The sequence below is a fragment of the Micrococcus terreus genome (assembly GCF_900116905.1).
GTDB lineage: Bacteria > Actinomycetota > Actinomycetes > Actinomycetales > Micrococcaceae > Citricoccus > Citricoccus terreus.
Window position 1 is genome coordinate 64,551 of the sequence record NZ_FPCG01000005.1, and the last position, 26,299, is coordinate 90,849.

The following is a 26,299-nucleotide window of genomic DNA, read 5'->3' on the forward strand; positions in this document are numbered from 1 at the left end:
AGTGATGGACCGCCAGACTACGGAAGGTCAGAGCGGTGGGAGCCGGTGCCGCGGGCATCGCGGTCACGCACGTCCTCGTCCACGATGCGACCCTCGACCGGGTCGGCATCTGCGGCGCCCCCACGCTGGGTCTTGTCCTCGTCCTTCATCTGCTTCACCTCGGACTTGAAGATCCGCATCGACTGGCCCAGATTGCGAGCCATGGCAGGAAGTTTGGGCGCGGCGAAGAGCAGCAGCACCAGCGCGATGATGATGACCAGTTGCCACCCTTGCAGTCCAGCGAACATGAGGAAGTCCTTTCGGTGTCTCTGATGGAGTCTACGTCACGGTGTACGGCCGGAGGGCGTCTTCCAGCCACTCTGTGGCGGCTTTGCGCAGCGACGTCGGGGCCATGATGGTGAGCTCTCCGCCATGACGCGCCACGGTGGAGATGGCGTAGTCCGGGGAGCTCAGCTGCACCTCGGCCACCAGGGAGCCGTCTGGCAGTGAGGCAGAGCTGGTGGGGTCGAACCCGTTGGCCAGGTCCTTGATGCGGTGTCCGAACCGGAGCGTCACAGCGATCTCATCGCCCTGGGCCATGAAGAGACCCGGAGCCGCGGGGAGCGGGCGCGGGATGAAGGTGTGCTCCGTCCATCGATGCCCGGCGATCCGATCCAGTCGGAAGTTGCGCAGGCCCTGGGCCTGGCGGCACCAGGCGCGCAGGTAGAGCTGACCGTTCTGCGTCTCGATGCGCAGCGGCTCGACCTGCCGGCGGGTGACCTCGTCACGTCCGGCGCCGTGGTAGGTCAGCTCCAGAACGGTGCGGGACTGCACGGCACGATGCAGGTCGGCCACCAGGTCCTCATGGGGCCCCATATCCAGACCCACGTGCACCGCATCGGCCGTGCCGCGCGTCTGGGTGGGCAGAGCCTGGATGATCTTCACGCGAGCACGACGGGCGGCCTCGACCAGAGACGGGTCCAATCCCGGGACGCTGGCCACTAGGTCCAGGCCGACCACCAGGGCGTGGGCCTCGGGCGTGGTCAGCTGGATCGGGCGGTCCAGTTCACCGGCGTTGAGGATCTCGATGTCCTCGCCGTGGTCGATCACCTCGAACTGACCGCCGGCGAAGTACCGTTCGGGCATGCCACAGTACTTCAGCGTGCGGATGCAGCGGTCCAGCTTCGCCGAGGTCAGGTCCAGTCTCTCCCGCAGCTCGGTCCGGCTCATCCGGCCACGGTGGTTCACCAGTCCCACGATGTCCACGAGGTCGGCGACCTTCTCACGGTCGGAATCGCGGTTCCGAGTCGGCTTCACCGGGTGGAGCTTCACCCTGGGGGGCGGCTGGCGCTGAGCGGTCAGGGCGGACTGGAGCAGTCCATGCACGTCCGCCCGCAGATCAGGGTGGTCGCTCGGCACGACGGCAGATGCTCCAGCGGCGGCGATCTGGCCGGCGAACTCCGCCGGCCGGGAGTACTCCACGCAGATCTGGTCCCAGCCGTGGGTGGGTCCGGAGGTGGGGTCCGGTCCCAGGTCCCTGGCGCCGACGCGCAGCCATTGGACCGCTCCAGGCGCAACGAGCAGCCTGGCGTTCTCCGGCTCGGTCTCACCGGTGGCGGCGCGCCGGAACTCGTGAACATCCAGGTCCGCAGGGCGCTCCTGCACGTCCCCGGTGACGGACCCGGGGGGAACGCTCTCCGGTTCGCTGGTGAAGCGGGTGACACGGAACATGCGCTGGTCCTGCCGATCCAGATCCCAGCCGATCAGGTACCACTGTGATCCGGCGGTGAGCAGCAGCCACGGCCGGACGGTGCGGTCCGCGGGGTCTCCCCCGGCCGCGGTGCGGTACCCGAAGGTCACGACGGCACCGGAACGGATCTGCTCCTCCAGCTGCATCAGGCGCCGGTCAGCTCCGGCCAGTCGGGCTCCGAAGGTGTCCAGGTCCGCCTGTTCTGCTGCGCTGAGCCAGAGCTCCTCGCGGTCCAGTCTGCCCAAGGCCCGCACCACGGCCCCGTGTGCGGCCGTGCCCTCCCAGAGGGATCGGGCCCGCAGCAGGGCGAGCCGCTCGGAATCGTCGAACTGCACATCAGGCAACGTCAGACGACTGCGGTCCACTCGGTAGCGGGTCTGCTCACCTTCTTCGGTGCCCTTCTGAGGCGCTGCGTCGCCGACGGTCTCCAGCGGGATGCCGATCTCCCGCAGGGTCTCCTTGTCGCGGGAGAACATGCGTTCGAAGGCATCCTCGCTGCTCTGCTCTGCATAGGCATCGATATGTCCTCGCAGGTACTCGCGGGTGCGCCCGACTCGACCAGCGGTGAGCAGCAGCCACAGCAGCGAGACGATCCGCTCCTGGGACGCCGTGTTCTCGCTCACCGGATCAGCGGACGTCCACCAGGTCCACGACGAAGATCAGAGTCTCCCCGGGACCGATGTCCGAGCCGGCACCGGTCTCTCCGTAGGCCAGGTGGGGAGGGATCTCCAGACGGCGACGACCCCCGGGCTTCATGCCCAGCAGGCCCTGGTCCCAGCCCTGGATGACCTGGCCGACACCGACCGTGAAGGGCAGGGGTGTTCCGCGGTTCCAGGAGGCATCGAACTCGGCCCCGGTGGACCAGGCAACACCGACGTAGTGGCAGTTCACCTGGTCGCCGGGCTCGACAGCATGGCCCGAGCCTTCGATCAGGTCCTCGATCACGAGCTCCTCGGGAGGGGTGTCTCCCGGGAAGTCGATCTCAGGACGGGTGCGATCGTAGTTGCGCTGTCCGAAGGACATGTGGCTTCCTCTCTGCGGTACGGATCAGTCGGTGGGGCGGATCAGGAGTCCGAGGGGCTCGGCTCTGCCGATGGCGACTCAGCAGGCGCCGACGCCTCGTCGGAGGGAGCAGGGGCCGGTTCTGCAGACTGGGCTGCGGGCATCGCATGCAGGATGTCGACCACGAACACCAAGGTCTCATCCTGCAGCTCGCTGCCTTCGCTGGCACCGTAGGCCTTCTCCGGCGGGGCGACCAGTAGCACCTGGGAGCCGACCTTCTGTCCGGCCAGGCCCTCAGACCAGCCGGTGATGACCTGGTTCAGGCCGAAACCGGTGGGAGTGCCGCGCTTCCAATCGGAGTCGAACTCCTCACCGTCAGACCACTTCACACCCTTGTACCGCACGGTGACATGGTCGGTCTCGCCCACGGTCTCACCCTCCCCCTGGATCAGGGGCTGGACCTTGAGGTCCGTGGGGGCCTCGCCCTCGGGCTTCTCGATGGTCGGCTCGCCGGTCTCCTCGTTCAGGGTGACTTGGGGCAGGGAGTCGTCGGTGACCTCCACCGGCTCACCTTGGGCCCGGACTGGGGACGTGCCGGCGATCTGGAAGACCATCAGCTGATCGCTGCCGCCCTGCTGCCCCATCTGGGAGCCGGGCACGAAGAACGCCACCTGAGCTCCGACCCGGTTCTGGTCGAGCATGTCGTACAGGACGGCGTTGCCCTGCTTGAGGCTCTCGTCCACATAGACGGCCTCGGACCCCTGGGTGAAGTTGTCCGCCTGGATCTCTCCGCTCTCCGGGTCGGCCAGGGCCGTCTGGACCAGGGCGAGGTCGCCGGGCTCGATCTCCTCGCCGTCGCCGTCCTTGAGCACCCGGGAGGAGACCTCACTGGCCTCGATCTGCTCCTCGACCTTCACGCTGGGGCTGCCGTCCTCGGCCACCTCCAGGCTGATCCCCTCCAGGGCTTCCAGGTCCCCTGCGCCGCGCGGTTCCGGTGCTGCGCAGCCGGCCAGCAGCAGGCTGCCGGTCAGTGCCACAGAGAGCGGAGCCGCACTGAGGAGCCGACGACGGGACGAGCGTGGGGTGGGGATGCGCTGGGAGGACATGAGTTCCTTTGCTGACGATCTGGATCGGGCCGGATTCATCCTGGCACGTCACACTGGGCGGATGCTGGACGGTCCTGACCGTGTCGGATCGTCCGCCGCTGAGGGCTGAGGCAGGGTGGCCAGCAGCTCGTCGAGTCGCTCGGACGTGGTGGCGAAGGGGTCCTTCGTGCTCACGGACATCATCGGGCGGTCATTGAACTTGAGCGTGGTCCAGTCCACCGAGTACTCCTGCCCCGCCGCACGAGCCTCGGTGATGAATCTCCCGCGCAGGCAGGCACGGGTTGTGCTGGGCGGAGCGTCGATGGCCTCCTGCACCTGATCATCGGTCAGCACCCGAGCGGCGGCTCCGCGAGACTGGAGCAGAGCGAACAGACCGCGACCGGGGGTGATGTCGTGGTAGGACAGATCCAGTTGATCCAGGCGCGGCGCATCGTCAGCCAGACCGTTGCGGTCGCGGTACCGGGTGAGGAACCGGTGCTTGATGGCCCAGTCGATCTCCGTGTCGATCCCGGTGAAGTCCTGAGTCCGCACGGCCTCCAGCGACCGTTCCCACAGGTCGAGGACGGCAGCGACCCGGTCGTGATGGGGACCGTGGGCCGCGACGAATCGAGTGGCCTGTTCCAGATAGTGCTCCTGCAGCTGCAGGGCTGACCGATGCCGCCCCGAACGCAGGTTCAGCTGTGCCGTGCCGCTGAGGTCATGGGAGACCTGGCGGATGGAGCGGATCGGGTTCTCCATCTGATGGTCGCCCAGTGACCAGCCGGCCTCGATCATCCGCAGCACCAGATCGGTGGCGCCGAAGCGCACCAGCTGGGTGGTCTCGGACATGTTGGAGTCCCCCACGATCACATGCAGGCGGCGGTAGTCCGCAGCGTCGGCGTGTGGCTCATCCCGGGTGTTGATGATCGGCCGGGAGCGGGTGGTGGCCGAGGAGACGCCTTCCCACACATGGTCGGCGCGCTGGGAGAAGGCGAAGTGCGGCTGCGCGGCAGCGCCGAAGGCGTCCTCTGACGGCCGGGTCACCCAGGTGCCGGCACCGGCGTAGAGCTGCCGGGTCACCAGGAACGGGATGAGCGCTTCGGACAGGCGTCGGAACTCGACGGTGCGCGGGATCAGGTAGTTCTCGTGGGAGCCATAGGAGTTCCCGGCGGAATCGGCGTTGTTCTTGTAGAGGTAGATCGTCCCCTCGAACCCGTCCTCGCGCATGCTCGCCGTGGCCGAGTCGATCAACCGCTGCATGATGATCTCCCCGGCCTTGTCCGTGGCGATCAACTCATCCAGGGTGGAGCACTCGGCGGTGGCGTACTCCGGGTGGGAGCCGACATCCAGGTACAGGCGCGAGCCGTTGGGGATGAAGACGTTGGAGGAGCGCCCCCACTCCACCACAGGGCGGAACAGGTAGCGGGCGACCTCCTCCGGCGTCAGCGGACGGCTGCCGGGGTGGGAGTAGTGCACCCCGAACTCGGTCTCGACGCCGATGATCCTGCGATCCACGAGGTCACTGACCGCCCTTCTGGACGAAGCCCTTGACGAACTCCTCGGCATTGGTCTCCAGCACGGAGTCGATCTCGTCCAGGAGGCTGTCCAGGTCTGCGGTGTTCGCCTGCGATGCCGCTGCACCGCCGCCGGGAGCCGGGGCGGGGCCGGGACCGAGGTCCTCCTCGCGCTGGGAGCTGGAGCCGGACTGCTGCTGCGGCATCGGGTGTTCCTCTCGTTCTGGGTCCTGAAGGGGGCCTGCGTCCAGCCTACGCGGCGGTGTCAGGGGCCGGTGCTGAGATGGCGTTGCCGGTCGACCGCGTCCAGGACCTGCAGCAACTCCTGCACCGAGCCGCCGTCGTCGTCGAAGACGGAACCGGTGTGCGCTGCCGTGCCGAGCAGCGGCTCGCGCTGGTGGAAGCGATGGACGGGACCATCCGGGTCAGGACGCAGCAGCAGGGTGTCCCAGCTGGCGCCGACCACGGCCCGTCCGTGCACGTCCACGGTCCGTCCGCGCAGCCAGGCCCGGGTGTCGGCCGGGGGCAGGTGCATGGCCTGCTGGATCACCGTCTCCTCCACCAGAGTGCGCATGGAGCCCCGCCGCACCAGGGCATGGTGCAGCCCCTTGTCCAGGCGCAGATCCGCGTACTGCAGGTCCAGCATGCCCACCCGTGGGTCGTCCCAGCCCGCCCCGTGGCGCTCCCGGTAGCCGGAGAGGAGCTGGTGCTTGGCCACCCAGTCCAGACGGTCGGCCAGCCGTCCCGGATCGGTCCGGAACAGATCGAGCGTCTCGCGCCAGGCCATCAGCACGTCCTGGGTGGCAGGATCATCCATCCCGAACCGCTGCACGTGTGCTTCTGCCGCGTCCAGGTAGACCTCCATCAGGTCCACGCCGGTCAGCTCGCGCCGGTCCGTCAGGGGGACCGTGGCCTGCAGCGTGGGGTCGTGACTGATCCTCTGCAGCGCCGCCACGGGATCCACCAGCTCCAGGCGCGGACAGGTCCCCAGCTCGATCATGGAAAGCACCAGGGCCGTCATCCCACAGCGCAGCCAGGTGGAGGTCTGGGACAGGTTCGCATCCCCGATGATCACGTGCAGCCGCCGGTAGCGGTCCGCCACGGCGTGAGGCTCATCGCGCGTGTTGACGATCGGACGCCGGATGGTGGTCTCCAGCCCCACCTGCTCCTCGAAGAAGTCCGCCCGTTGGCTGATCTGGAATCCGGGGGTCCGGCCGGTCACCCCGATCCCCACTCGACCTGCCCCGCAGATCACCTGCCGGGCGGCGAAGAACGGGAGCAGGTGGGCGGCCAGTTCGTCGAAGTCCAGGGCCCGAGCCACCAGGTAGTTCTCATGCGCACCGTAGGAGACCGACTTGTTGTCCGTGTTGTTCTTGTACAGCAGCACCTGCGGGGATCCCGGCGCCTGCGCGATCCGCTGCGAGGCCGCCAGGGCCACCCGGTCCCCGGCTTGGTCCCACACCATGGCATCCAGCGGGTTGGTGGTCTCCGGAGACGAGTACTCGGGGTGGGCGTGGTCCACGTACAGCCGGGCGCCGTTGGGCAACACGAGGTTCATCAGCAGATGCACCCGTTCGCCGTGCTCGTTGTACCCCTCCCCCAGCCGGGGCCGCACCTCGTCCGTGAGCTGGGAGGGATGCGCCACGGACCGGGGCATGGTCCAGCCGCGCGCGTCCACCAGGGGCGACTCCTCGCCGTAGTCCCATTCGGTGCCGGCCACGGAACCGCCCTGAGAGGTGACCAGGTCCGCGTAGGCGTTGACCACCTCGGTGGAGAGCTGGGAATGCCCGGCCCCTGGGTTGGCCGGCGCATGCACCCCGAACTCGGTCTCCAGGCCCATCACCCGGTGCACACCCCACCCTGCGGTGTCCCGTCCTGCCGGGATCAGCGCGGCGATCTCCGCCTCATCTCGGCCTCCCGGCACCAGGGCGAACTGCCCCTGCCAGGCCGGCTGAGCCGCCGTCGGGCCGTGGTGCCCTGAGCGGGTGGCACGGGGAACCTGGGGCACATGGGTCATGAGGGATCTCCCGACGACGGCTCCTCACCCGAGCCGGTCACCTTGCCGGAGGCCAGATGCGGGGTGTGCACGAGCATGCGCAGCTGGGCCACGCGGCCTCCGCGGTGACCGGAGATGCGGGCCCAGTCCTCCGGGGTGCTGGTGTTGGGCAGGTCCTCCTGCTCGCCGAACTCCTCGGTGACCGCGCGCAGCAGATGCTCCCCGCGCAGGCCCTTCACCCCGGACTCGCTGGCGGAGAGGAACTCCTTGATGGCGTGCTTCTTGGCCCGGTCCACGATGTTGGCCACCACGGCCCCGGAGGCGAAGTCGGCGAAGTGCAGGGTCCGGGTGGAGCCGTCCGTGTAGGTGACCTCCACGAACTCGGTGTCCGGGGTGCGGGCGAACATGGCGTCGGCCGTGCGCTGGATGAGCGAGTCGACGGCGGCCTGACGGTCGCCCCCGGCGGCCTGGACCTCGTCCGGGTGCAGAGGCAGGTTCGGAGTGAGGTACTTGCCGAAGATCTCCGCCGCGCCGTCCCGGTCCGGACGGTCGATCCGGATCTTCACGTCCAGCCGGCCCGGGCGCAGGATGGCCGGGTCGATCATGTCCTCGCGGTTGGAGGCGCCGATCACGATCACGTTGTCCAGGCGCTCCACGCCGTCGATCTCCGCCAGCAGCTGCGGGACGATCGTGGTCTCCACGTCCGAGGAGACGCCGGAGCCACGGGTGCGGAACAGGGACTCCATCTCATCGAAGAAGACGACCACGGGGTAGCCGTCGGAGGCCTTCTCCCGGGCCCGGGCGAAGATGGTGCGGATGTGGCGCTCGGTCTCGCCCACGTACTTGTTCAGCAGCTCTGGGCCCTTGATGTTCAGGAAGTAGGAGCGGCGCTCCTCCGTGGACCGAGAGGCCAGCGAGTTCGCCACGGCCTTGGCGATCAGCGTCTTGCCGGTCCCGGGAGGGCCGTAGAGCAGGATGCCCTTGGGCGCCTTGAGCCCGTGCTCGCGGTACAGCCCGGGATGCAGGAACGGCAGTTCCACGGCGTCACGGATCTGCTCGATCTGGGGACCCAGTCCGCCGATGTCCGCGTAGCTGACGTCCGGCACCTCCTCCAGGACCACGTCCTGGACCTCGGTGAGCGGCACCAGGTCCAGAGCGTGGCCGGTGCGCACATCCACGGTGACGGCGTCTCCCACGCGGATGCGTTCGGCGGAGAGACGGTCGGCACGGCGCACCACGCGCTGTTCGTCGCCCCGGCCCACGATCACCAGCAGCCCGGAGTCCAGCACCTCCTTGACCCGGGCCAGTTCGCCGGTGCGCTCTGCGGGCAGCACCGAGACGATGGTCAGGGACTCGTTGAGCAGCACGTCCGCGCCGGAGGTGATGCGGTGCAGCTCGATCAGCGGTGAGGCGTTGACCCTGAGTTTGCGGCCGTTGTGGATGACGTCCACGCTGGGTTCCACGGTGGCGTCGATCTCCACGCCGTCCACGGCGTCACGCTTCTCGTTCACCGCCAGCACGGTGGCGTAGCTGAAGGGTGTCTCTCCGTCCAGCTCCAGGGCTGCCTTCAGGACGGTGATCTCCTCGCGAGTGGCCTCCAGCAGGTCCACCATCCGGCGGTTGTTCCGCGCGGCGGTCTCCAGCTGGTACTCCAGGGTCCGGTTCTTCTCCACCAGCGTGGCGGCGCGGCGCTTGGCCCCGTCCAGCTGGTTGAGCAGCTGGGCCTGGGAGACGCCGCCCGCGCCGGTGTCGGTGCTGGGGGGTCCGGGGTTCGAGGAGGGATCGGCCATGGATCCAGCCTAGTGGTCAGCCCTGCCCGCCCGCCTGCTGAGGCGAGACGTGACGGCTACTGGCCGGCCGTCGTCGGGCCCTGCGGGGCGGTCTCCGATGCGGCGCGGACTGAGCGCTCGGCCATGGAGGCGGCCTCCCGGGCGGACTTGCGGGCCTTCTTGTCCGTCACGGTCCGCTCCCCCAATGCCTGCGGGGTCCACCGGGTCTCATCCGACGGCAGCCAGGCCTCCGTGTCCTCCGCGGAGAACTCCGAGACCTTGGAGCGCTTCTTCAACAGCATGGCCTCCTGACCGGTGGCCAGCCGACGGCAGGTCATCAGGAACCCGGTGTGGGCCACCATCCGGTGGTCCGGACGCACCGCCAGTCCGTCCAAGTGCCAGCCGCGGACCATGGTCTCGGAGGCCTCCACCGGAGTGAACCGTCCATCCTCACGGATCGCCTCGGCCACGCGGGACATCTGCGTGGCGGTGGCGATGTAGTTCAGCCACACTCCCCCGGGTGCGAGCACGGTGGCCACCGCGTCCAGGCACTCCCAGGGGGCGAGCATGTCCAGCACCACACGGTCCACGGATCCGGGCTCGTGGTCCTGGTCCATCTGCTGGGCGTCCTTCAGATGGACCTGCCAGGCGGGGTGCTCGGCGCCGAAGAAGGTGGTGACGTTGGCCTGGGCGATCTCGGCGAACTCAGGGCGGCGTTCGTAGGAGTGCAGCCGGCCCGAGTCCCCCACAGCGCGCAGCAGGGAGATGGACAGGGCGCCGGACCCGACGCCGGCCTCGACCACCGTGGCGCCGGGGTAGATGTCCGCCAGCTGCACGATCTGCCCGGCATCCTTGGGGTAGACCACGGTGGCACCGCGCGGCATGGAGAGCACGAAGTCGTTGAGCAGGGGCCGCAGCACCTGGTACTCGTGGCCGGAGGAGTTCTGCACCACCACGCCCTCGGGTCCACCGATCAGGTCATCGTGCCGCAGCACGCCCTGGTAGCTGTGGAACTGACCGCCGCGGGCCAGGGTAATGGTGTTCATCCGCCCCTTGGCATCCTTGATCTGCACGCGCTGCCCCTCCCGCAGCGGACCGCGGCGAGCTGAGGCTCCAGTGGCGGATGCGCTGGGTCGATCGGTGCGGGGGCGAGGCTCGGTGCTGGTCATCGGCGGCCAGATCTCCTTGAGGGTGGGGCGGTCCTGCCGATCCAGCAGGCATTCCAGAGTACCGAAACCAGCAGACCTCAGCGCTCTGTGCGGCGCAGCGAGAGCCGACGCATCACATCGGCCTGGCGCAGCACGCCGCAGACCTGGCCGTCGAGCCCGATCACCGCGTACTCCGAGCCGTCCACCCGGGACAGCCGGTCCACCAGCGGCGCACCGCGGTCGGCATAGCCCACCACCGCGCCGCTGGTCAGGGCACGGGCGACGGCAGAGACCGGCGTGTGCGGCAGAGCAGAGCTCGGGACGGTGGACAGCACGTGCTGGTCCAGGACCGCCTCCGGGCGTCCGGTCTCGGAGAGCACCACGACCTCGGCCCCGGCCGCGAAGGCCAGCACCTCGGACAGTGGAGTCGAGGCGGGCACACCGACTGCTGGGCGCATCAGCTCGCCCACCCAGAGGTGAGGGACGCGTTGGCGCAGCCGCCCGACGCGGATGGCCTCGGAGGCTCCGTTCCAGAGGAAGAAGCCCACCATCACCAGGATCACGATCAACGGGATGTCCGCCGGACGACCCTGAAGGAAGGGCACCACTACGAGCAGCAGGGCCAGCAGCAGCACGATGCCGCGTCCGGACCACCCCGCTGCCACCGTGCCCTTGTCCTGACTCCCGGTGGCGGCCCAGACCGCCGATTCCACGATCCGCCCGCCGTCGAGAGGCAGACCCGGCAGGACGTTGAATAGGGCGACGAGCCAGTTGGCGTAGACCAGGATGTCCAGCAGCAGCCGGGCCACCCCCTCTGGTGGGGCCACCACGGCGATCAGCGTCCCGCCCAGGGCGATGAGCACGTTCGCGGCCGGGCCGGCCAGGGCCGTCACCAAGGACCGCCCCGGGGTGGCCTGGAAGACGCCGAACTGGGTGTGGCCACCCCACAGGTTCAGCACGATCTCCTGCGCCGGCCAGCCGAAGGCCCGGGCGCTGACGGCATGGGCCAGCTCGTGCACCAGGACGGACAGGGCCAGCAGCACCGCATACAGGAAGGCGATCCCGTAGGCTCCGATGCCGAGCTCTGGGAACAGTCTGGCCACCTGGGGACCGAACAGCAGCACCACGAAGCCGGCGATCAGCAGCCAGTTCCACGACAGGTAGACCGGGACACCGACCAGCCTCCCCAGCCTGATCCGGCCGCGGCGTGAGACGCGGTCCGGCATCAGCCCAGGCCCTGCGGCGGAGCGCCGGCCGCCGCCAGCTGACCGATGGCGCCGACCACCTCGGCGAGGTCACCCACGGTGCGACCGGCCAGGGTGTCCCACTGACGCCGGCGCGGGTCCTCGGGCAGCTCCGTGACGAGTGGGACGGCCACCGTGGGCAGGCCGGCGGCGGTGGCGGAGGTGACCCCCGGCAGGGAGTCCTCGATGACCAGGCAACGGCTTCGATCCACACCCGGGTGCCGGTCCTGCATCCGGGACAGCGCAGTGAGATACGGCTCGGGGTGGGGCTTGCCTCGGGTGACCTGGTCACCGGTGACCATGAACTCGAGGGACCCCTCCGGGGCGCGGTCCAGGATCACCTGGGCCAGCGGGGTGTGGGACATGGTGACAAGGGCACAGGGCACGCCGGCCTGGTGGAGGGCGGCCAGCAGCTCCCGGGCTCCGGGTCGCCACGGAAGGTTCTCCTGGACGCCTGCCATCACCTCCCGCAGAGCCGTGTCCACGATGGTCTCCACGTCCAGGTCCAGTCCGGCCTGCTGCAGCAGCCGCGCGCCATGGTCCAAGGACTGCCCGGTCAGGGACTGTGCCAGCCCCTCGGTCCAGGTCCCACCCTGGTCTTCGAGCATGCGTCGGTGGCTGGCGTTCCACAGCGGCTCCGTGTCCACCAGGGTGCCGTCCATGTCCCAGAAGACGGCATCCAGGCGGGAGGGGCGGTGCTGCGTGGTCTCAACGCCGGCTGGTGACGGGGACGGCGGGCGGTGATCGCCCTCGAATGGGGGGTGTCCGGAACGGTCGAGGGGCATGCATCGAGTCTAGTGTCGAGCCGCCCCGTCCTCAGCACGGGAGACCTAGAGTGGGTCCATGACCACAGACCGTGGATCCGATGATCCGACCGACCGGCAGCTCGGCGCGGGGCTGCGCTCCTACCTGAGGCGTCTGGACGAGCGCGATCCGCACCGCCGACCGGTGATCCTGATGACCGCGTTCGAGGGGTGGAACGACGCCGGGGACGCCGCCACGGATGTGCTTGACCTGATCCGCGAGCAGATCGATGCCACCGAGCTCGACTCCCTCGCGGATGACGACTACTACGACTACCAGTTCACCCGGCCCACGGTGAGCCGTGACGAAGACGGCCGTGGCACCCTGACCTGGCCCAGCACGAGGGTGTTCCGGGGCGTCCTGGATGCTGGTCCAGGCGGAGACACCGGCCTGGAACTGCTGATCGTGCGCGGTGTGGAGCCCAGCTTCCGCTGGAGGGCCTTCACCGCCGAGCTGCTGGCCTTGGCGCGGCGCCATCGGGTCGACGCCGTCCTGACCTTGGGTGCGCTGCTGGCCGATGCCCCGCACACCCGTCCCCTGCCGGCCACTCCCTCCAGTGCCGACCCGCAGCTGCGTCAGGCTCTCGGTGTCTCCCAGCCCACCTATGAGGGTCCGACGGGAATCGTCGGCGTGGTCACGGACAGTGCCGTCGATGCAGGTCTTCCCACCGTCTCCGTATGGGTGGCGGTGCCGCACTATGTGGCCCAGAGCCCCTCACCCAAAGCACAGATGGCCCTGGCCGGCCGGATCGAAGAACTGCTCGAGACCACCCTGGACCTGGACCTGCTGGCCGAGGACGCTCAGGCCTGGGAGCGTGGCGTGGACGAACTGGCCTCGGCAGATCCGGAGGTCTCCGCCTATGTGCAGCAGCTGGAGAAGGCGCGGGACACCGAATCGCTGCCGGAGGCATCGGGCGAGGCGATCGCTCGCGAGTTCGAACGGTATCTCAAGCGGCGCGATCCCGGCCACGGCTGACCCCGGTCCATGTGCACCGGCACCGAAGGCGCCGATCAGTCGGTGAGGCGGATGCCCAGCAGGGAGTCCACGACCGTGCTGACGGACAGCTGAGCGTCTGACACCGGCGACGAGTCCTGACGATCACGAGCCTGGGCCCCATCGGCCCACCGGTCCAGCTCCACCAGGGCGGCGGGGGCATCCAGGTCGTGGGACAGGGCGTGATGCAGGGACTGCAGGAGCTGTTCGCCGTCCCCGGGCTGCTCCTCGGTCAGGGCGGCGCGCCAGCGCTCCAGGCGTGCGGAGGCGTCCGGCAGGGACTGATCCGTCCACTCCCAGTCCGCACGGTAGTGCTGAGAGAGCAGGGCCGTGCGGATCGCCGCCGGGTCAGCGCCCTCGCGGAGCAGGTTCGAGACCAGGACCAGGTTCCCCTTGGACTTGGACATCTTCTCCCCGTCCAGGGCCACCATGCCGGCATGCACGAAGGTGTGGGCCAACGGACGTCCGTCCACGGCGGTGGCGTGGGCGGCACTGAACTCATGATGGGGGAAGGTCAGATCCGATCCACCGCCCTGCACCGAGAACGGCACGGGCAGCAGCCGACGTGCGATCGCTGAGCACTCGATGTGCCAGCCGGGGCGTCCCTCGCCCAGGGAGCCGCCTGCCCAGCTGGGCTCACCTGGACGGGCGGCGCGCCACAGCAGCGGGTCCAGAGGTGAGCGCTTGCCCGGGCGCTGCGGGTCGCCCCCGCGCTCCGGGAAGACCTCGGCCATCTGCTCGGGTGACATGCCGGAGATGCTGCCCAGCGTCCAGTCCGTGGCGGACTCGGCGGCGGCGATGTCGAAGTAGATGTCGCCGTCGGGATCCTCGCCCTGGCCGGGCACCGCATAGGCGGTGCCGTTCTCCACCAGGCGGGTGACGGTCTCGGCCACCCAGTCCACGGTCTCGGTGGCGCCCACATAGTGGTCCGGGGCCAGCACGTTCAAGGCCTGCATGTCCGTCCGGAACAGCTGGGTCTGGTCCTGCGCCAGCTCCCGCCAGTCCATTCCGGTGGCCTCGGCCCGCTCCAGCAGCGGATCGTCCACGTCCGTGACGTTCTGCACATACCTGACCGGATAGCCGCAGGCGCGCCAGTACCGGTGGAGCAGGTCGAAGCTCACGTAGGTGTTGGCATGGCCCAGGTGGGTGGCGTCATACGGGGTGATGCCGCAGACGTAGAGCGAGGCCTCTTCGGAGGTGCCCGGGTGCTGCAGGGCACCGCTGGCGGTGTCCATCAGCCGCAGACGGTCCGGCTGGGCCGGCAGGAGGGCGGGGGACGGTGTGGACCAGGACTGCATGGCTTCCTTGCTGTGTGGGAGGGTCAGGCGCTGATGACGCCGAAGCCGAGCAGCAGGTACAGGGCCAGACCCAGCCCGATCCGATACCAGACGAACGGCTTGTAGGAGTTCGTGGAGATGAAGCGCATCAGCCAGCCGATCACCACATAGGCGGTGACGAAGGCGATGCCCGTGGCCAGCAGCGTCTCGCCCATGCCGTAGGGGCCCTGCGCGCCGGGCTCGGCCAGGGACTTGAAGAGCTTGTAGAACCCGGAGGCGAAGACCGCGGGGACGGCCAGCAGGAAGGCATATCGGGTGGCGGCCTCACGGGTGTATCCCAGGGCCAGGCCCATGGTGATGGTGCCGCCGGAGCGGGAGACGCCAGGAATCAGGGCCAGGGCCTGGGCCAGCCCGAAGAGGATGCCGTCCTTGACGGAGAGCTTCTCGAGTGGTTTGACCTGCCGGCCCAGGGTGTCCGCGGCCGCCAGGAGCACGCCGAAGACGATCAGCATGGTGGCCACGATCCACAGGGACCGGAAGGAGGAGTCGATGTAGTCCTCCAGCAGCAGCCCGAGCACGGCGATCGGGATGGAGCCGATGATGATCAGCCAGCCCATGCGGGCATCGGGATCGTTCCGGGCGACCTTGCCGACCAGTGAGCCGAACCACCGTGAGATGATCCGGACGATGTCCTTCCAGAAGAAGATCAGCACGGCCAGCTCGGTGCCGATCTGGGTGATGGCCGTGAAAGCCGCTCCCGGGTCTGCCGCATTCGGCAGGAACTCGCCGACGATCCTCAGGTGCGCGGAGGACGAGATGGGGAGGAATTCCGTCAGGCCCTGCACCAGGCCCAGGATGATCGACTCTAACCAGTTCACGTCCAGCACCTTACGGCACGGGAGGAGCGCTCTGGAGCATCACTGTGCTCGCCACGGCCAGAGGTGACGGAGCGCACGCGGAGCACGGGCGACTCCGCCGGATCAGGCCTCAGCGGTCCGAGGAGTCGGCAGTGTCGAACTCCTCGTCGTCATCTGAGTCCTCGCTGTCATCGCCGTCGAGGTCGTCGTCCTCGTCATCGTCGTCCAGGACGTCGAGCGGAGTGTACTCACCGGTGGCGGCGTACAGCGCGTCCTCGTAGGCGTCGAAGGCATCGGCGATGTTGAAGTACGCCGACTCCAACGCAGGATCGTCATCGCTGCGCTTGGTGCTGGCGGCGGCGAGGTGCTCATGCAGGGCTGATACGAAGGCCTCCAGGGCCACGCGCGGATCGATGCTCATGCTCACACGGTAGCCTCAATCTGCCACGACGGCACCTGCGGAGAGGAGACCGATGCGCGAGCAGACCATGTCCAGCACCCTGGACTCCATCACCCACCGTCAGAACTGGGAGTACCTGGTGATCACCGTCTCCCCGGATGAGTCCCTGGCGCAGGCACGTCGCCGGCTCGTGGAGCATGCCGAGTACGGCAAATGGGAGCTGCAGCGCTCCATCGTCTACCGCGGCGGGATGCGCCGGTTCTGGATGCGCCGGCGCATCATCCGGGTGAGATCCACGCTGAGCTGACCGGCCGTCGTCGGGAATCAGCTGGTCAGCGGCCCCAACGCTAGGTTGGCGAAGGTGTTGTGGGCCGATTCATCGTCTGAGGGGTGGAAGACCCCGGCCATCACGTCCCGGTAGAGCCGAGTGATCTCCGCGGCGCGGTGGAACCCGGCACCGCCCGAGGCCTCCAGCGCATAGTCCACCTGGGCCTTGGCCGTCCGCACCGCCTGGGTCTTGGTGGCCACCAGCCGGGGGAACCACTCCGGCCCCCAGTCGGCTCCGGCCACGATGTCCGCCACGACCGACCGCAGCAGCGTGTCCTGGGTGATTCCCCGCAGGGTCGCCTCCCCGGCCTTGTAGCGCAGCACCGGGTCATGGCTGAGCGGCTGTCCCGTCACTCGAGAGGTCCGGCGGGCCAGCGCCTCGGCGCCCAGCTGTGCGGCCCGCTCCCCCACGCCGGTGTAGACGGCGGCGATCAGGGTCAGGAACGAGGCGAAGATCCCGAAGGTCAGCGGATCCGCGTTGGGCCCTGCGGGGATGCGTCGCACGATCCGGTCAGCGGGCACCACAGCCCCCTCCAGGCGGGTGGTGTGGGAGTGGGTGGCCCGCATGCCGAGCATGTCCCAGGACGAGTCGTCCGCGCTCCAGCCTGCCGACGCCCGGTCCAGGAACCCGAACACCAGCTGCGCGCCGTCCGGGGTCTTGCCGAACACGCCCAACCGCGTCCACACGGGCGAGAGGGTGGTGAAGATCTTCGTCCCGGTGAAGCGGTACCCGCCGGTCTGCAGCGGTTCCGCCACTGTTCCAGAGTCGAAGAGCACGGCGTCGTTGCCGGCCTCGGAGATGCCGAAGGCGAAGATCTCCCCGGCGGCCGACTCGCGGTGGATGAACTCGAGGGAGTCATCCCCGTGGGCGGCCAGGATCGAGGCGACACCGTTCCACACGTGGTGCATGTTCACGGCCAGCGCGGTGGCCGGCGCGTGCTGGGCCACCAGACGCTGCCCCCCGACGACGTCGCTCAGGTCCCAGCCCAGGCCTCCCAGCTCCCGGGGAGCCAGGGCGCCGAGATACCCGGCCCGGGCCAGGTCCTGCAGGTCCTGGTGCGGGAAGCTGTTCGACTGGTCCAGTGTGGCTGCCCGGTCGCGCAGGGACTCCAGCAGTGCCGGGGTGAGCACCGAGGAGAGATCAGCGCTGGCGTGGGGACGGGTGGTCATCGGGCCTCCAGGAGTCGAGCGAGCACGCGGCAACCGAAGTCCAGTGCCTCGACGGGGACACGTTCGTCGATCCCGTGGAACAGGCCGGTGAAGTCCAGGTCGGCCGGCAGCTGAAGGGGCGCGAATCCGTAGCCGGTGATGCCCAGGCGGGACAGCGACTTGTTGTCCGTTCCGCCGGACATCATGAACGGCAGCACCGGCGCACCGGGATCCTCAGCCTGCACCGCAGAGACCATCAGGTCCACGAGGTCACCGGAGAAGGGCACCTCCAGGGAGATGTCCTGATGCTCGGGGGTGAAGTCGACTCCGTCACCGGCCAGCTCCCTGAGGATCTGCAGGACATGATCCTCCTGTCCGGGCAGAATGCGGGCGTCCACGGTGGCCGAGGCCTTGCCCGGGATGACGTTGTGCTTGTACCCGGCAGTCAGACCGGTGGGGTTGGTGCTGTTGCGCAGGGTGGAGCCGACGAACTTGGCGGCATTGCCCAGGGCCTCCAGCTGAGGCGTGGGATCGGTCTCGTCGAACTCGACGCCACAGAGCTCGGCCACCTGCTCCAGCAGGTCCCGTGTGGTCTTGGTGTAGTCCAGCGGCCATTCGTGGGCCCCGATCCGCTGGATGGCCCCGGCCAAGCGGGTGACGGCATTGTCCGGGTGGACCGCCGAACCGTGGCCCGGTGCGCCCGTGGCCGTCAGGTTCAACCAGGCCAGCCCCTTCTCGGCGGTCTGGAGAAGATAGGCTCGCTGGCCCTGGATCTCCGTGGAGAATCCCCCGACCTCGCTGATGGCCTCCGTGGCGCCCTCGAACAGCTCGGGGCGGTTCTCCACCAGCCATCGAGCGCCATAGATGCCGCCGGCCTCCTCGTCGGAGAAGAACGCCACGATCAGATCCCGCCGGGGACGCTGGCCTGACCGGTGGAGGTGCCCGAGGACGGTCAGGATCATGGCATCCATGCCCTTCATGTCCACCGCTCCGCGACCCCAGATCATCCCGTCCTTCAGCTCGGCGCCGAAGGGGTCCACCGACCATTCATCAGGGTCGGCCGGGACGACGTCCAGATGCCCGTGCAGCACCAGCGCCGGTGCGTCAGCGTCCCAGCCGACGACTCGTCCGATCACGCTGGCGCGACCCCGAGCCGACTCGATGATCTCCGGCTCCATCCCCGCCCGGCGCATCAGATCGGCACAGTACTCGGCGGCCTCAGGTTCCCCTCGGGACTCATTGCCCCCGTAGTTCGAGGTGTCGATGCGGATCAGGTCCTGACAGATCCGCACCACGTCATCGCGGTACGGGCTGGGCGCGGCATCGTCAGCGGCGGAGGTGGGCAGGGAACGCTCGTCGGCACTCATGATGCCAGCCTAGCCATCACCTCAGACACGAGAAGGCCCCGGACACTCAGGTCCGGGGCCTTTCGAATTCCGTGCGCGGAGGGGGACTTGAACCCCCACGCCCTTGCGGGCACAGCGACCTCAACGCTGCGCGTCTGCCAATTCCGCCACCCGCGCTCACGGTCTGCCTCGTCGTTTCCGGCTCAGGCAGCGCCCACTAGCCTAACACGACTCCTGAGCCTCTCTGTCCACTCCGAACTGCCCGCTCGAACACGGTCTCTGCCTCTCCACCGGGCGGCGTCCTGACCGACGACCAGGGCCCTGCCCTGCAATAATCGACGAGATGCAGCTGAGCGTCCCTGGGCACCGCTTGGTGTCCGATGCCCTGTGCTGCACTGACCCGCTGCGACCGACCTGTGAGACGAGGACCGCCTACATGTCTGATCTGCCCGACGACCGCCGGCTGCTGCACCGCGTTGCGGAGGCGCACGGCATCCAGGTCTCCTACCAGGGACATGACGGCCTGCGTCACACCGTCTCAGATGAGACGCTCGTGGCGGTGCTAGCGGCCCTGGACTGCCCGGTGGACCCCGCAGATCCGGAGTCCCTTCATCAGGCTGAGGCGCAGCGTCGTCTGGTTCCCTGGCGCCAGGTGCTTCCTCCGACCGTCATCACCCGGGCCGGCACCACGTCCTCGGTCTCGGTGCATGTTCCCCACGGCACCGCCGTGACGGTGACGGCGGTGCTGGAGAACGGCGACCGGTGGCCGCTGGACCAGCTCGAGGACTTCACCGCTCCCGTCGAGGTGGACGGCACCCTCACCGGGCAGGCCACATTCCGCCTGCCGGCAGAGCTGCCCCTGGGGTGGCACACACTCGAGGCCGTGGTCGGCCACGACGTCGACGGTCGCACCGATGCGGACCCTGCGCTGGGCTCGGCGCACCAGGCGACCCTGATCACCACGCCGGAGCGGATCACCACCGCCGACACCTACGCGCAGCGTCGCGGTTGGGGATTGGCCCTGCAGCTCTACTCCACCCGTTCCACGCGGTCCTGGGGCATCGGAGACCTGGCCGATCTGGCCGATCTGGCCGCGCAGACGGCCGAACAGGGCGGGGACTTTGTTCTCTCCAATCCGCTGCATGCCTCCGTGCCAGCCCCGCCGGTGGTGGCTTCTCCGTACTCGCCGTCCACGCGGCGGTTCGTGCACCCTCTGTATCTGCGCATCGAGGACATCCCGGAGCTGGCCCATCTCGGCCCCGCTGATCGTCAGCGTGTGGAGGATCTGGCAGTCCATCAGCGCTTCGCCAACACCCGGACGGGTTCGCTGGACCGAGACGCTGCCTATGCGGACAAGCTGGTGGCCCTGCGGCTGATCCACGGCGTCCAGCTCAGCCCCGCTCGCCGATCCGCCTACCGTGCCTACCGCGAGGCTGAAGGGTCCGGCCTGGCGGACTTCGCCCTCTGGTGCGCCCTTCGGACGGTCTTCGATCCCGTGCACCCGGTGTGGTCCGATCCGGAGCTGGTCCCCGGCGGAGCCACAGCCGAGCGGTACCGTGCCGAGTTGGCCGAGGAGATCGAGTTCCACACCTGGCTCCAGTGGCTGTGCGATCAGCAGCTGGAAGCGGCTCAGCGCACTGCTGTCACCGCCGGGATGCGCATGGGCATCATGCAGGACCTGGCCGTGGGTGCTGACCGCAACAATGCCGACGGCTGGATGCTCCAGGACCTGTTGGTCCCCACCATGTCGGTGGGGGCGCCACCGGACATGTACAACCAACTGGGCCAGGACTGGTCCCAGTCCCCGTGGCATCCGATCCGTCTGGCCGAAACCGGCTACCGCGCCTACCGGGACATGCTGCGCACGGTGCTGCGCCACGCCGGTGGCATTCGGGTCGACCACGTCCTGGGCCTGTTCCGCCTGTGGTGGCTGCCTGTGGGCGGATCCCCGACTGACGGTGCCTACGTCACCTACGACCATGAGGCCATGATCGGTGTGCTGGCGTTGGAGGCCGAGCGGGCCGGCGCCGTCGTGGTGGGCGAGGACCTGGGCACCTTCGAGCCGTGGGTCCAGGACTATCTGGCCAGCCGGGGTCTGTTGGGCACGTCGATCCTCTGGTTCGAGCAGCGCGACGGCGTCCCTCTCCCACCGGAGCAGTACCGCCGTCAGTGTCTGGCGGCCGTGAACACCCATGACCTCCCCCCCACTGCAGGCTACTTGGCCGGTGTGCATCTGGTGCTCAGGGAACGCCTGGGACTGCTGGCGGGCAGCGCAGAGGCTGAGCGGGAACGTGCGGATCGGGAGATCGGCGTGTACCTGCAGGCCGCGCAGCAGGAAGGGTTCCTGCCCCACGGCTCGCTGCAGGACCTGCTGGAGCTGGCGGAGCGGGACCCTGATCGGATCGTCGAGGCGCTGTACCGCTATCTGGCGCAGGCGCCGTCCGTGCTGCAGGCGGTGGCGCTGGTCGACGCCGTCGGTGAGGTGCGGATCCAGAACCAGCCCGGCACCCAGCAGCACCAGTACCCCAACTGGGAGGTGCCGTTGGCCGATCGTCAGGGCGCGCCGGTGCTGGTGGATCGCCTGGACGAGGTCCCCGGCTTCGCGCGACTGCTCCACGCTGTGGACGATCAGCTGCGTCAGCCCTCAGCCGGATGACGGCCTTGACCGATGACCGCTGAGTTCCGCCAGGGAGCTGACCGGCTGCCTGCTGTGGTGATGGTGTGCCTGCACACCTCTCCCCTGGCCCAGCCCGGCAGCGGTGATGCCGGCGGACTGAACGTCTACGTGCGGCATCTGGCGCAAGGCCTGGCCGACCTGGGTCACCCCGTCTGGGTGCTCACCCGGCAGGACGCCCCGGGCCAGGTCCCGGTGCCGCTCACCGCGGCAGCAGACCATCCCGACGACGGCTCCCTCGCCTGGGTGCTTCCCGTCCCGGCAGGACCGCCCTCACCGGTGGACAAGGACGATCTGCTGCCCTGGATCGACGCGTTCGCCGAAGCCGGACTCACCGAGCTGGAACGTGCCGGAGCGTGGGAGAGCGGACGGCCCGTCGTCGTGCACTCCCACTACTGGCTCTCCGGTCTGACCGGAGCGAAGCTGGCCCGCCAGCTGGACGCGCCGTTGATCCACACCATGCACACCCTGGCCGCCGTGAAGCTGGCCCAGGACCCGGCGGCACAAGAGAGTGAGGCCCGAGAGCCGGCGGAGGCACGTTTGGCGCGGACCGCTGACCTCCTGGTGGCCAACACCCCGGTGGAACGGCAGCAGCTGATCGAGCTGGCCGGGGCGCCCGAGGATCGGATCGCCGTGGTGCCCCCGGGCGTGGACACCCACGTGTTCACCCCCGAGGGAGCCTCCGACTGGCCAGGGAAGCAGGCTGCGGTGAAGCTGCTGTTCGCGGGGCGCATCCAGTCCCACAAGGGGCCCCACGTGGCCATCGCGGCGTTGGGCGGCCTGCGGCGGACCGTCAAGCCGAACGGTTCCGACGGTGCCGCTGCCCCGGTGACGCTGCACCTGACAGGTGCTCGGTCGGGATCAGAGGCCCTGGACCTGGTGGACCTGGCGCGTCGATCCGGGGTGGAGGACTGGGTGACCGTCTCGGACCCGCTCTCCCCCGTCCAGCTGGCGGCCGCCTTCCGGGCAGCCGACGCTGTGCTGATGCCCAGCCACTCGGAGTCGTTCGGCCTGGTCGCCCTGGAGGCCCAGGCGTGCGGGACCCCGGTGCTGGCGCATCGGGTCGGCGGACTGGTCCACGCCGTGGAGGACGGAGTGACCGGGCGTCTGCTGCCGGATCTGGAACCCGCCACGTGGACAGCGGCATTGAACGACATCCTCGAAGACCTGGCTCCCTGGACAGCACTGGGCCCGGCGGCCGCGCGCCGGGCCCAGCTGTTCGGGTGGGACGTGATGGCCCGGACCATGTCCGGACTCTACGGTCGGATCAGCGGACCGGAATCTCCAGCACACCGGTGAAGTGCGGCTTGGAGCTGCGGCCGTTCCACCCCGTGACCTCCGTGCGCTGAGCGTCCGGGTGCGCATAGCTGACCTGCACCGTGCCGGGCAGCACCACGGGCGTGGCGAAGCTGATCGACCAAGAGTGTCCGGCGCCGACTGGCTCTCGGCCGGCCAGCATGCGTCCGGCCAGGTACATCCCGTGAGCGATCATCCCCTTCATTCCCAAGGCCTTGGCCGTCAGGGGATGCAGGTGGATCGGGTTGTAGTCTCCGGAGACAGCGGCATACTCTCGCCCGGTGGACCCGGAGAGTCGCCACTGCGCGGTGACCTCGGGTGGGGTGAAGTCCGGGTGAGCCGCCTTCGGGGGCCGTTCAGCGTCCTGCAGCCGGACCCCCTTGGCCAGATAGGTGGAGGTGCCCTCCCACAGCAGCTGCGTCTCCGACCCTTCGTCGGCGCTGCGGTGCACGGTGACCACCAGATCCACCGTGGTCCCAGAAGGGTGTGCGGCCAGGTCGGTGGCCGTGGCCATGATCTCCAGATCGGTCTCAGCAGGCACCGGCAGGTGATGCTGGACGCGGTTCTCCAGATGGACCATGCCCATCAGCGGCAACGGGAAGTCCGGCTCGGCCATCAGCTCCATGGCGGCCGGGAACGCCGCGACGTGGACGAGCACCGAGGGCAGGTCCTGAGGATCCACTGCCCCGAAGAGCTGTGCATAGTCCTCCACCTGGTTCTGGGAGATCCGGTGCCCGTGGACCACCACGGCATGGCCGGGCAGCTGCCGGGGACGACGCCGCCTGGTCACAGCGTCACGGACCGTCTGGGTCACGGCCGAGCGGTAGGTGGTGATCAGTGGGGTCATCTGTTCACGTTCCATCTCAGGCCCCCATGATTCCCTGGCCGCAGACCCGCAGCACGGTTCCGTTGGTGCCGCCGGCGGCATCCGAACCGAGGAAGGAGATCGCCTCAGCTACATCCACCGGACGTCCGCCCTGGGACAGCGAGTTCATCCGCCGTGCGACCTCACGGGTCAGGAACGGCATCTTCCCGGTCATCTCGGTCTCGATGAAGCCCGGAGCGACCGCGTTGATGGTGCCGCCGCGCTCGGCCAGCAGCTCGGCTGAGGCCGAGGCCATGCCGATCACGCCGGCCTTGGAGGCCGCGTAGTTGGTCTGGCCACGGTTGCCCGCGATGCCGGAGGTCGAGGCCAGGGAGACGATGCGCAGGTGATCACCCACGACGTCTCGAGCCTGGTCGGCCAGGAATGCCTGGTTCATGGCCAGCTGAGACTCGATGTTCACGGCGATGACCGAGTCCCAGCGGGCGGCGTCCATATTGGCCAGCATCTTGTCCCGGGTGATGCCGGCGTTGTGGACCACCAGGTCCATTCGACCGTGGCGGGTCCGGCAGTGCTCCAGGATCCGTGCTCCGGCATCGGGTGCGGTGATGTCGAGCTGGAGGCTGGTGCCGTGAATGGAGTTGACCACTGCGGCCAGCTGCTCACCGGCCGCCGGCACGTCCACACCGACCACGGTGGCCCCGTCCCGGTGCAGGGTGCGGGCGATGGCCTCACCGATGCCGCGGGCGGCGCCGGTCACCACGGCGACCTTGCCGGCCAGCGGCCGGTCCCAGTCCTGAGGCAACGCACCCTCGGAGGTCCCGACCGTCAGGAACTGTCCGGAGACGAAGGCGCTGCGGGCCGAGAGCAGGAAGCGCAGGGCACCGACGGCGCCGGGTGCGGACATCTCAGTTCCTCCGGCGAGGACCAGTCCGTTGGCGGTGCCGCCACGACGCATCTCATGGGCCAGCGAACGGGTCAGTCCTTCGACCCCCTTGCGTGCCGAACGGGCCGCAGGATCCGTGGCGTCGGAGGGATCCGCGGAGACGGTGATCACGCGCGCCGAGGACCCCAGCTGCCGCATCACCTGTCCGACCTCCAGTGCCGTGTCCGAGAGGTCAGCCGGGGTCTGGACCGCGTCGAAGCAGGCCACCACGGCGGCGAAGCGGTCCTTGGCTCCGGCATGCCGGCGGACATCCACTCCCCAGTCCAGCAGCTGGTCGGCCACCTGTTGGGCGGCGGGACCGCTGCCCAAGACCAGTGCCAGCCCATCCAGGAGGGGCTGGCCAGGTGTATGCCGACGCAGCTCGACCGGCTGCGGGAGCCCGAGGGCTGCCGCGATCTTCTTGCCCAGGGGCTGGTTCACCAGGGCGGTGTAGGTGTCAGTGCTCACGGGGTGTCTCTCCTGTGGGTGAGGTGCAGTTCAGGTGGAGGATCGGTGCCGGACCTGGGGCTCAGCGGCCACGCAGGATGGCCACGATGCCCTGTCCGCCGGCGGCGCAGACGGAGATCAGGCCCAGGGATCCGGTCCCCTTCTCATGCAGCATCTTGGCCAGCGAGGCCACGATGCGGCCACCGGTGGCGGCGAAGGGGTGCCCGGCGGCCAGCGAGGAGCCGTTGACATTGAGCTTGGCGCGGTCGATCGATCCCAGCGGTGCGTCCAGTCCGAGACGGGTGCGGCAGAACTCCTCGTCCTCCCAGGCCTTCAGAGTGGAGAGCACGGTGCCAGCGAAGGCCTCGTGGATCTCGTAGTAGTCGAAGTCCTGCAGGCTCATGCCCTGGCGCTCCAGCAGTCGAGGCAGCGCGTAGGCCGGTGCCATCAACAGGCCCTCATCGCCGTCCACGAAGTCCACGGCACCGGTCTCGAAGTCCACGAACTCCGCCAGGACCGGCAGTCCACGCTCGCTGGCCCACTCCTCGGAGCCCAGCAGCACGACAGAGGCACCGTCGGTCAGCGGCGTGGAGTTGCCGGCAGTCATGGTGGCCTTCTCGCCCAGATCCTTGCCGAAGGCGGGCTTGAGGGAGCCGAGCTTCTCCAGAGTGGAGTCCGGGCGCAGGTTGTTGTCCCTGCTCACGCCGCGGAACGGCGTGATCAGGTCGTCGAAGAAGCCCCGGTCGTAGGCGGCGGCCAGGTTCTTGTGGCTGTCCAGGGCCAGCTGATCCTGGGCCTCGCGGGTGATCTCCCACTTCAGCGTGGTGCGGGCCTGGTGGTCGCCCATGGACATGCCGGTTCGAGGCTCACCGGTGCCAGGTGCCTGCGGAGCCAGATGCCCCGGACGGAACTTGGACAGGGCGGTGAGCTTGGCCTTGGTGGACTTGGCTCGGTTGAGCTCCATCAGCACTGCGCGGGCGGCGTCGGAGAACACGAGGGGTGCATCGGAGATGCTGTCCACTCCGCCGCCGATGGCCGAGTCCAGCTGTCCGAGGCGGATCTTGTTGGCCAGGCCGCCGATGGCCTCCATGCCGGTGGCGCAGGCGATCTGGACCTCGTGGGCTGGGGTGCGAGGATCCAGGGCGGTGCCCAGGACGGCCTCGCGAGTCAGGTTGAAGTCCTTGGAGTGCTTGATGACGGCGCCGGCGGCGACCTCACCGATCTGCTCGCCCTGCAGTCCGAAGCGGGCCACCAGACCGTCCAGGGTGGCGGTCAGCAGGTCCTTGTTCGAGGCGGTGGCGTACTTGCCGTGTGAACGCACGAAGGGCGTGCGGTTGCCGCCGACGATCACCGCGGGTCGCAGCTCGCCGCCAGCGATGGCGGCCTTCGGGGAGTTCTTCGAGGTGTTCGAGGACGCAGAGGTCATGACGGGTCCCTTCCAGGGTCGTTCGGCGCTGAGTGCACGGTGAGGCGGAGGTGCTCGACCGTTTCTGA

General features: G+C 69.0%; 23 protein-coding genes and 1 tRNA gene. 4 read left to right on the forward strand and 20 right to left on the reverse strand.

Features of this window, described 5'->3' with window-relative positions; all coding sequences use genetic code 11:
• Positions 1-17: 17 nt before the first annotated feature.
• From tatA to BM355_RS07685, 11 genes are all read right to left on the reverse strand, one after another.
• Positions 18-287 (reverse strand): Sec-independent protein translocase subunit TatA, encoded by a 270-nt coding sequence (gene tatA, locus BM355_RS07635; protein ID WP_091696857.1) that lies wholly within the window; start codon positions 285-287, stop codon positions 18-20.
• Between the two features lie 31 nt (positions 288-318).
• Positions 319-2,352, reverse strand: coding sequence for a helix-turn-helix transcriptional regulator (locus BM355_RS07640; protein ID WP_091696860.1), 2,034 nt, complete (start codon positions 2,350-2,352; stop codon positions 319-321).
• A gap of 4 nt (positions 2,353-2,356) precedes the next feature.
• Positions 2,357-2,752, reverse strand: a complete 396-nt coding sequence (locus BM355_RS07645; RefSeq protein WP_091696862.1) for an FKBP-type peptidyl-prolyl cis-trans isomerase — start codon at positions 2,750-2,752, stop codon at positions 2,357-2,359.
• A gap of 41 nt (positions 2,753-2,793) precedes the next feature.
• Positions 2,794-3,837: an FKBP-type peptidyl-prolyl cis-trans isomerase gene (locus tag BM355_RS07650; RefSeq protein WP_177227887.1), complete on the reverse strand. Its 1,044-nt coding sequence runs from the start codon at positions 3,835-3,837 to the stop codon at positions 2,794-2,796.
• A 48-nt stretch (positions 3,838-3,885) separates the two neighbouring features.
• Positions 3,886-5,331 (reverse strand): Pup--protein ligase, encoded by a 1,446-nt coding sequence (gene pafA / locus BM355_RS07655; RefSeq protein WP_091696867.1) that lies wholly within the window; start codon positions 5,329-5,331, stop codon positions 3,886-3,888.
• Positions 5,332-5,335: 4 nt separating this feature from the next.
• Complete coding sequence (locus tag BM355_RS07660) at positions 5,336-5,536, reverse strand: ubiquitin-like protein Pup (protein WP_091696869.1); 201 nt, start codon at positions 5,534-5,536, stop codon at positions 5,336-5,338.
• A 59-nt stretch (positions 5,537-5,595) separates the two neighbouring features.
• Positions 5,596-7,347 carry a depupylase/deamidase Dop gene (dop, locus tag BM355_RS07665; RefSeq protein ID WP_091696871.1) on the reverse strand — a complete coding sequence of 584 codons (1,752 nt, stop codon included), beginning with the start codon at positions 7,345-7,347 and terminating at the stop codon, positions 5,596-5,598.
• On the reverse strand, positions 7,344-9,116 hold the full coding sequence (gene arc, locus BM355_RS07670; RefSeq protein ID WP_091696874.1) for a proteasome ATPase: 1,773 nt from the start codon (positions 9,114-9,116) through the stop codon (positions 7,344-7,346). The genes dop and arc overlap by 4 nt, the downstream gene beginning before the upstream one ends.
• Positions 9,117-9,172: 56 nt before the next feature.
• Positions 9,173-10,264: a tRNA (adenine-N1)-methyltransferase gene (locus tag BM355_RS07675; protein ID WP_091696876.1), complete on the reverse strand. Its 1,092-nt coding sequence runs from the start codon at positions 10,262-10,264 to the stop codon at positions 9,173-9,175.
• Between the two features lie 77 nt (positions 10,265-10,341).
• Positions 10,342-11,469, reverse strand: a complete 1,128-nt coding sequence (locus tag BM355_RS07680; protein WP_091696877.1) for a site-2 protease family protein — start codon at positions 11,467-11,469, stop codon at positions 10,342-10,344.
• Positions 11,469-12,272, reverse strand: a complete 804-nt coding sequence (locus tag BM355_RS07685) for an HAD family hydrolase (protein WP_091696879.1) — start codon at positions 12,270-12,272, stop codon at positions 11,469-11,471. The genes BM355_RS07680 and BM355_RS07685 overlap by 1 nt, the downstream gene beginning before the upstream one ends.
• A gap of 58 nt (positions 12,273-12,330) precedes the next feature.
• Here BM355_RS07685 and BM355_RS07690 point away from each other — a divergent pair, with 58 nt between their 5' ends.
• Entirely contained in the window at positions 12,331-13,266 is a 936-nt protein-coding gene (locus BM355_RS07690) for a PAC2 family protein (protein ID WP_091696881.1), read from the forward strand.
• Between the two features lie 35 nt (positions 13,267-13,301).
• Here BM355_RS07690 and mshC read toward each other — a convergent pair whose 3' ends face one another.
• The 3 genes from mshC to BM355_RS07705 form a co-directional block, all read right to left on the reverse strand.
• On the reverse strand, positions 13,302-14,582 hold the full coding sequence (gene mshC, locus BM355_RS07695; protein WP_091696884.1) for a cysteine--1-D-myo-inosityl 2-amino-2-deoxy-alpha-D-glucopyranoside ligase: 1,281 nt from the start codon (positions 14,580-14,582) through the stop codon (positions 13,302-13,304).
• Between the two features lie 23 nt (positions 14,583-14,605).
• The gene (locus BM355_RS07700) at positions 14,606-15,439 is read right to left on the reverse strand and encodes an undecaprenyl-diphosphate phosphatase (RefSeq protein WP_091696887.1); all 834 of its coding nucleotides are present in this window, start codon (positions 15,437-15,439) and stop codon (positions 14,606-14,608) included.
• A 109-nt stretch (positions 15,440-15,548) separates the two neighbouring features.
• Complete coding sequence (locus BM355_RS07705; RefSeq protein ID WP_091696889.1) at positions 15,549-15,839, reverse strand: hypothetical protein; 291 nt, start codon at positions 15,837-15,839, stop codon at positions 15,549-15,551.
• 52 nt (positions 15,840-15,891) lie between these two features.
• Between BM355_RS07705 and BM355_RS07710 the strand changes: the two genes are divergently transcribed.
• Positions 15,892-16,125: a DUF5703 family protein gene (locus BM355_RS07710; RefSeq protein WP_091696891.1), complete on the forward strand. Its 234-nt coding sequence runs from the start codon at positions 15,892-15,894 to the stop codon at positions 16,123-16,125.
• Between the two features lie 17 nt (positions 16,126-16,142).
• On the opposite strand, the gene BM355_RS07715 is transcribed toward BM355_RS07710, so the two are convergent.
• The 3 genes from BM355_RS07715 to BM355_RS07725 form a co-directional block, all read right to left on the reverse strand.
• A complete protein-coding gene (locus BM355_RS07715; protein WP_091696893.1) occupies positions 16,143-17,315 on the reverse strand; it encodes an acyl-CoA dehydrogenase family protein in 1,173 nt (390 codons plus the stop codon).
• Positions 17,312-18,661: a M20/M25/M40 family metallo-hydrolase gene (locus BM355_RS07720; RefSeq protein WP_091696896.1), complete on the reverse strand. Its 1,350-nt coding sequence runs from the start codon at positions 18,659-18,661 to the stop codon at positions 17,312-17,314. The genes BM355_RS07715 and BM355_RS07720 overlap by 4 nt, the downstream gene beginning before the upstream one ends.
• 72 nt (positions 18,662-18,733) lie before the next feature.
• Positions 18,734-18,817: transfer RNA gene (locus BM355_RS07725), tRNA-Leu, on the reverse strand.
• Between the two features lie 259 nt (positions 18,818-19,076).
• Here BM355_RS07725 and malQ point away from each other — a divergent pair.
• Together malQ and BM355_RS07735 are read left to right on the forward strand one after the other, a co-directional pair.
• Positions 19,077-21,296, forward strand: coding sequence for a 4-alpha-glucanotransferase (gene malQ, locus BM355_RS07730; protein ID WP_218154325.1), 2,220 nt, complete (start codon positions 19,077-19,079; stop codon positions 21,294-21,296).
• Positions 21,297-21,308: 12 nt separating this feature from the next.
• Entirely contained in the window at positions 21,309-22,613 is a 1,305-nt protein-coding gene (locus tag BM355_RS07735; protein ID WP_091696898.1) for a glycosyltransferase, read from the forward strand.
• On the opposite strand, the gene BM355_RS07740 is transcribed toward BM355_RS07735, so the two are convergent.
• The 3 genes from BM355_RS07740 to BM355_RS07750 form a co-directional block, all read right to left on the reverse strand.
• The gene (locus BM355_RS07740; protein ID WP_177227889.1) at positions 22,582-23,457 is read right to left on the reverse strand and encodes a MaoC/PaaZ C-terminal domain-containing protein; all 876 of its coding nucleotides are present in this window, start codon (positions 23,455-23,457) and stop codon (positions 22,582-22,584) included. The two genes, BM355_RS07735 and BM355_RS07740, sit on opposite strands and share 32 nt — an antisense overlap.
• A gap of 16 nt (positions 23,458-23,473) precedes the next feature.
• Positions 23,474-24,826 carry a 3-oxoacyl-ACP reductase gene (locus BM355_RS07745; protein WP_091696904.1) on the reverse strand — a complete coding sequence of 451 codons (1,353 nt, stop codon included), beginning with the start codon at positions 24,824-24,826 and terminating at the stop codon, positions 23,474-23,476.
• 61 nt (positions 24,827-24,887) lie between these two features.
• Positions 24,888-26,231, reverse strand: coding sequence for an acetyl-CoA C-acetyltransferase (locus BM355_RS07750; protein WP_091696906.1), 1,344 nt, complete (start codon positions 26,229-26,231; stop codon positions 24,888-24,890).
• Positions 26,232-26,299 lie beyond the last annotated feature (68 nt).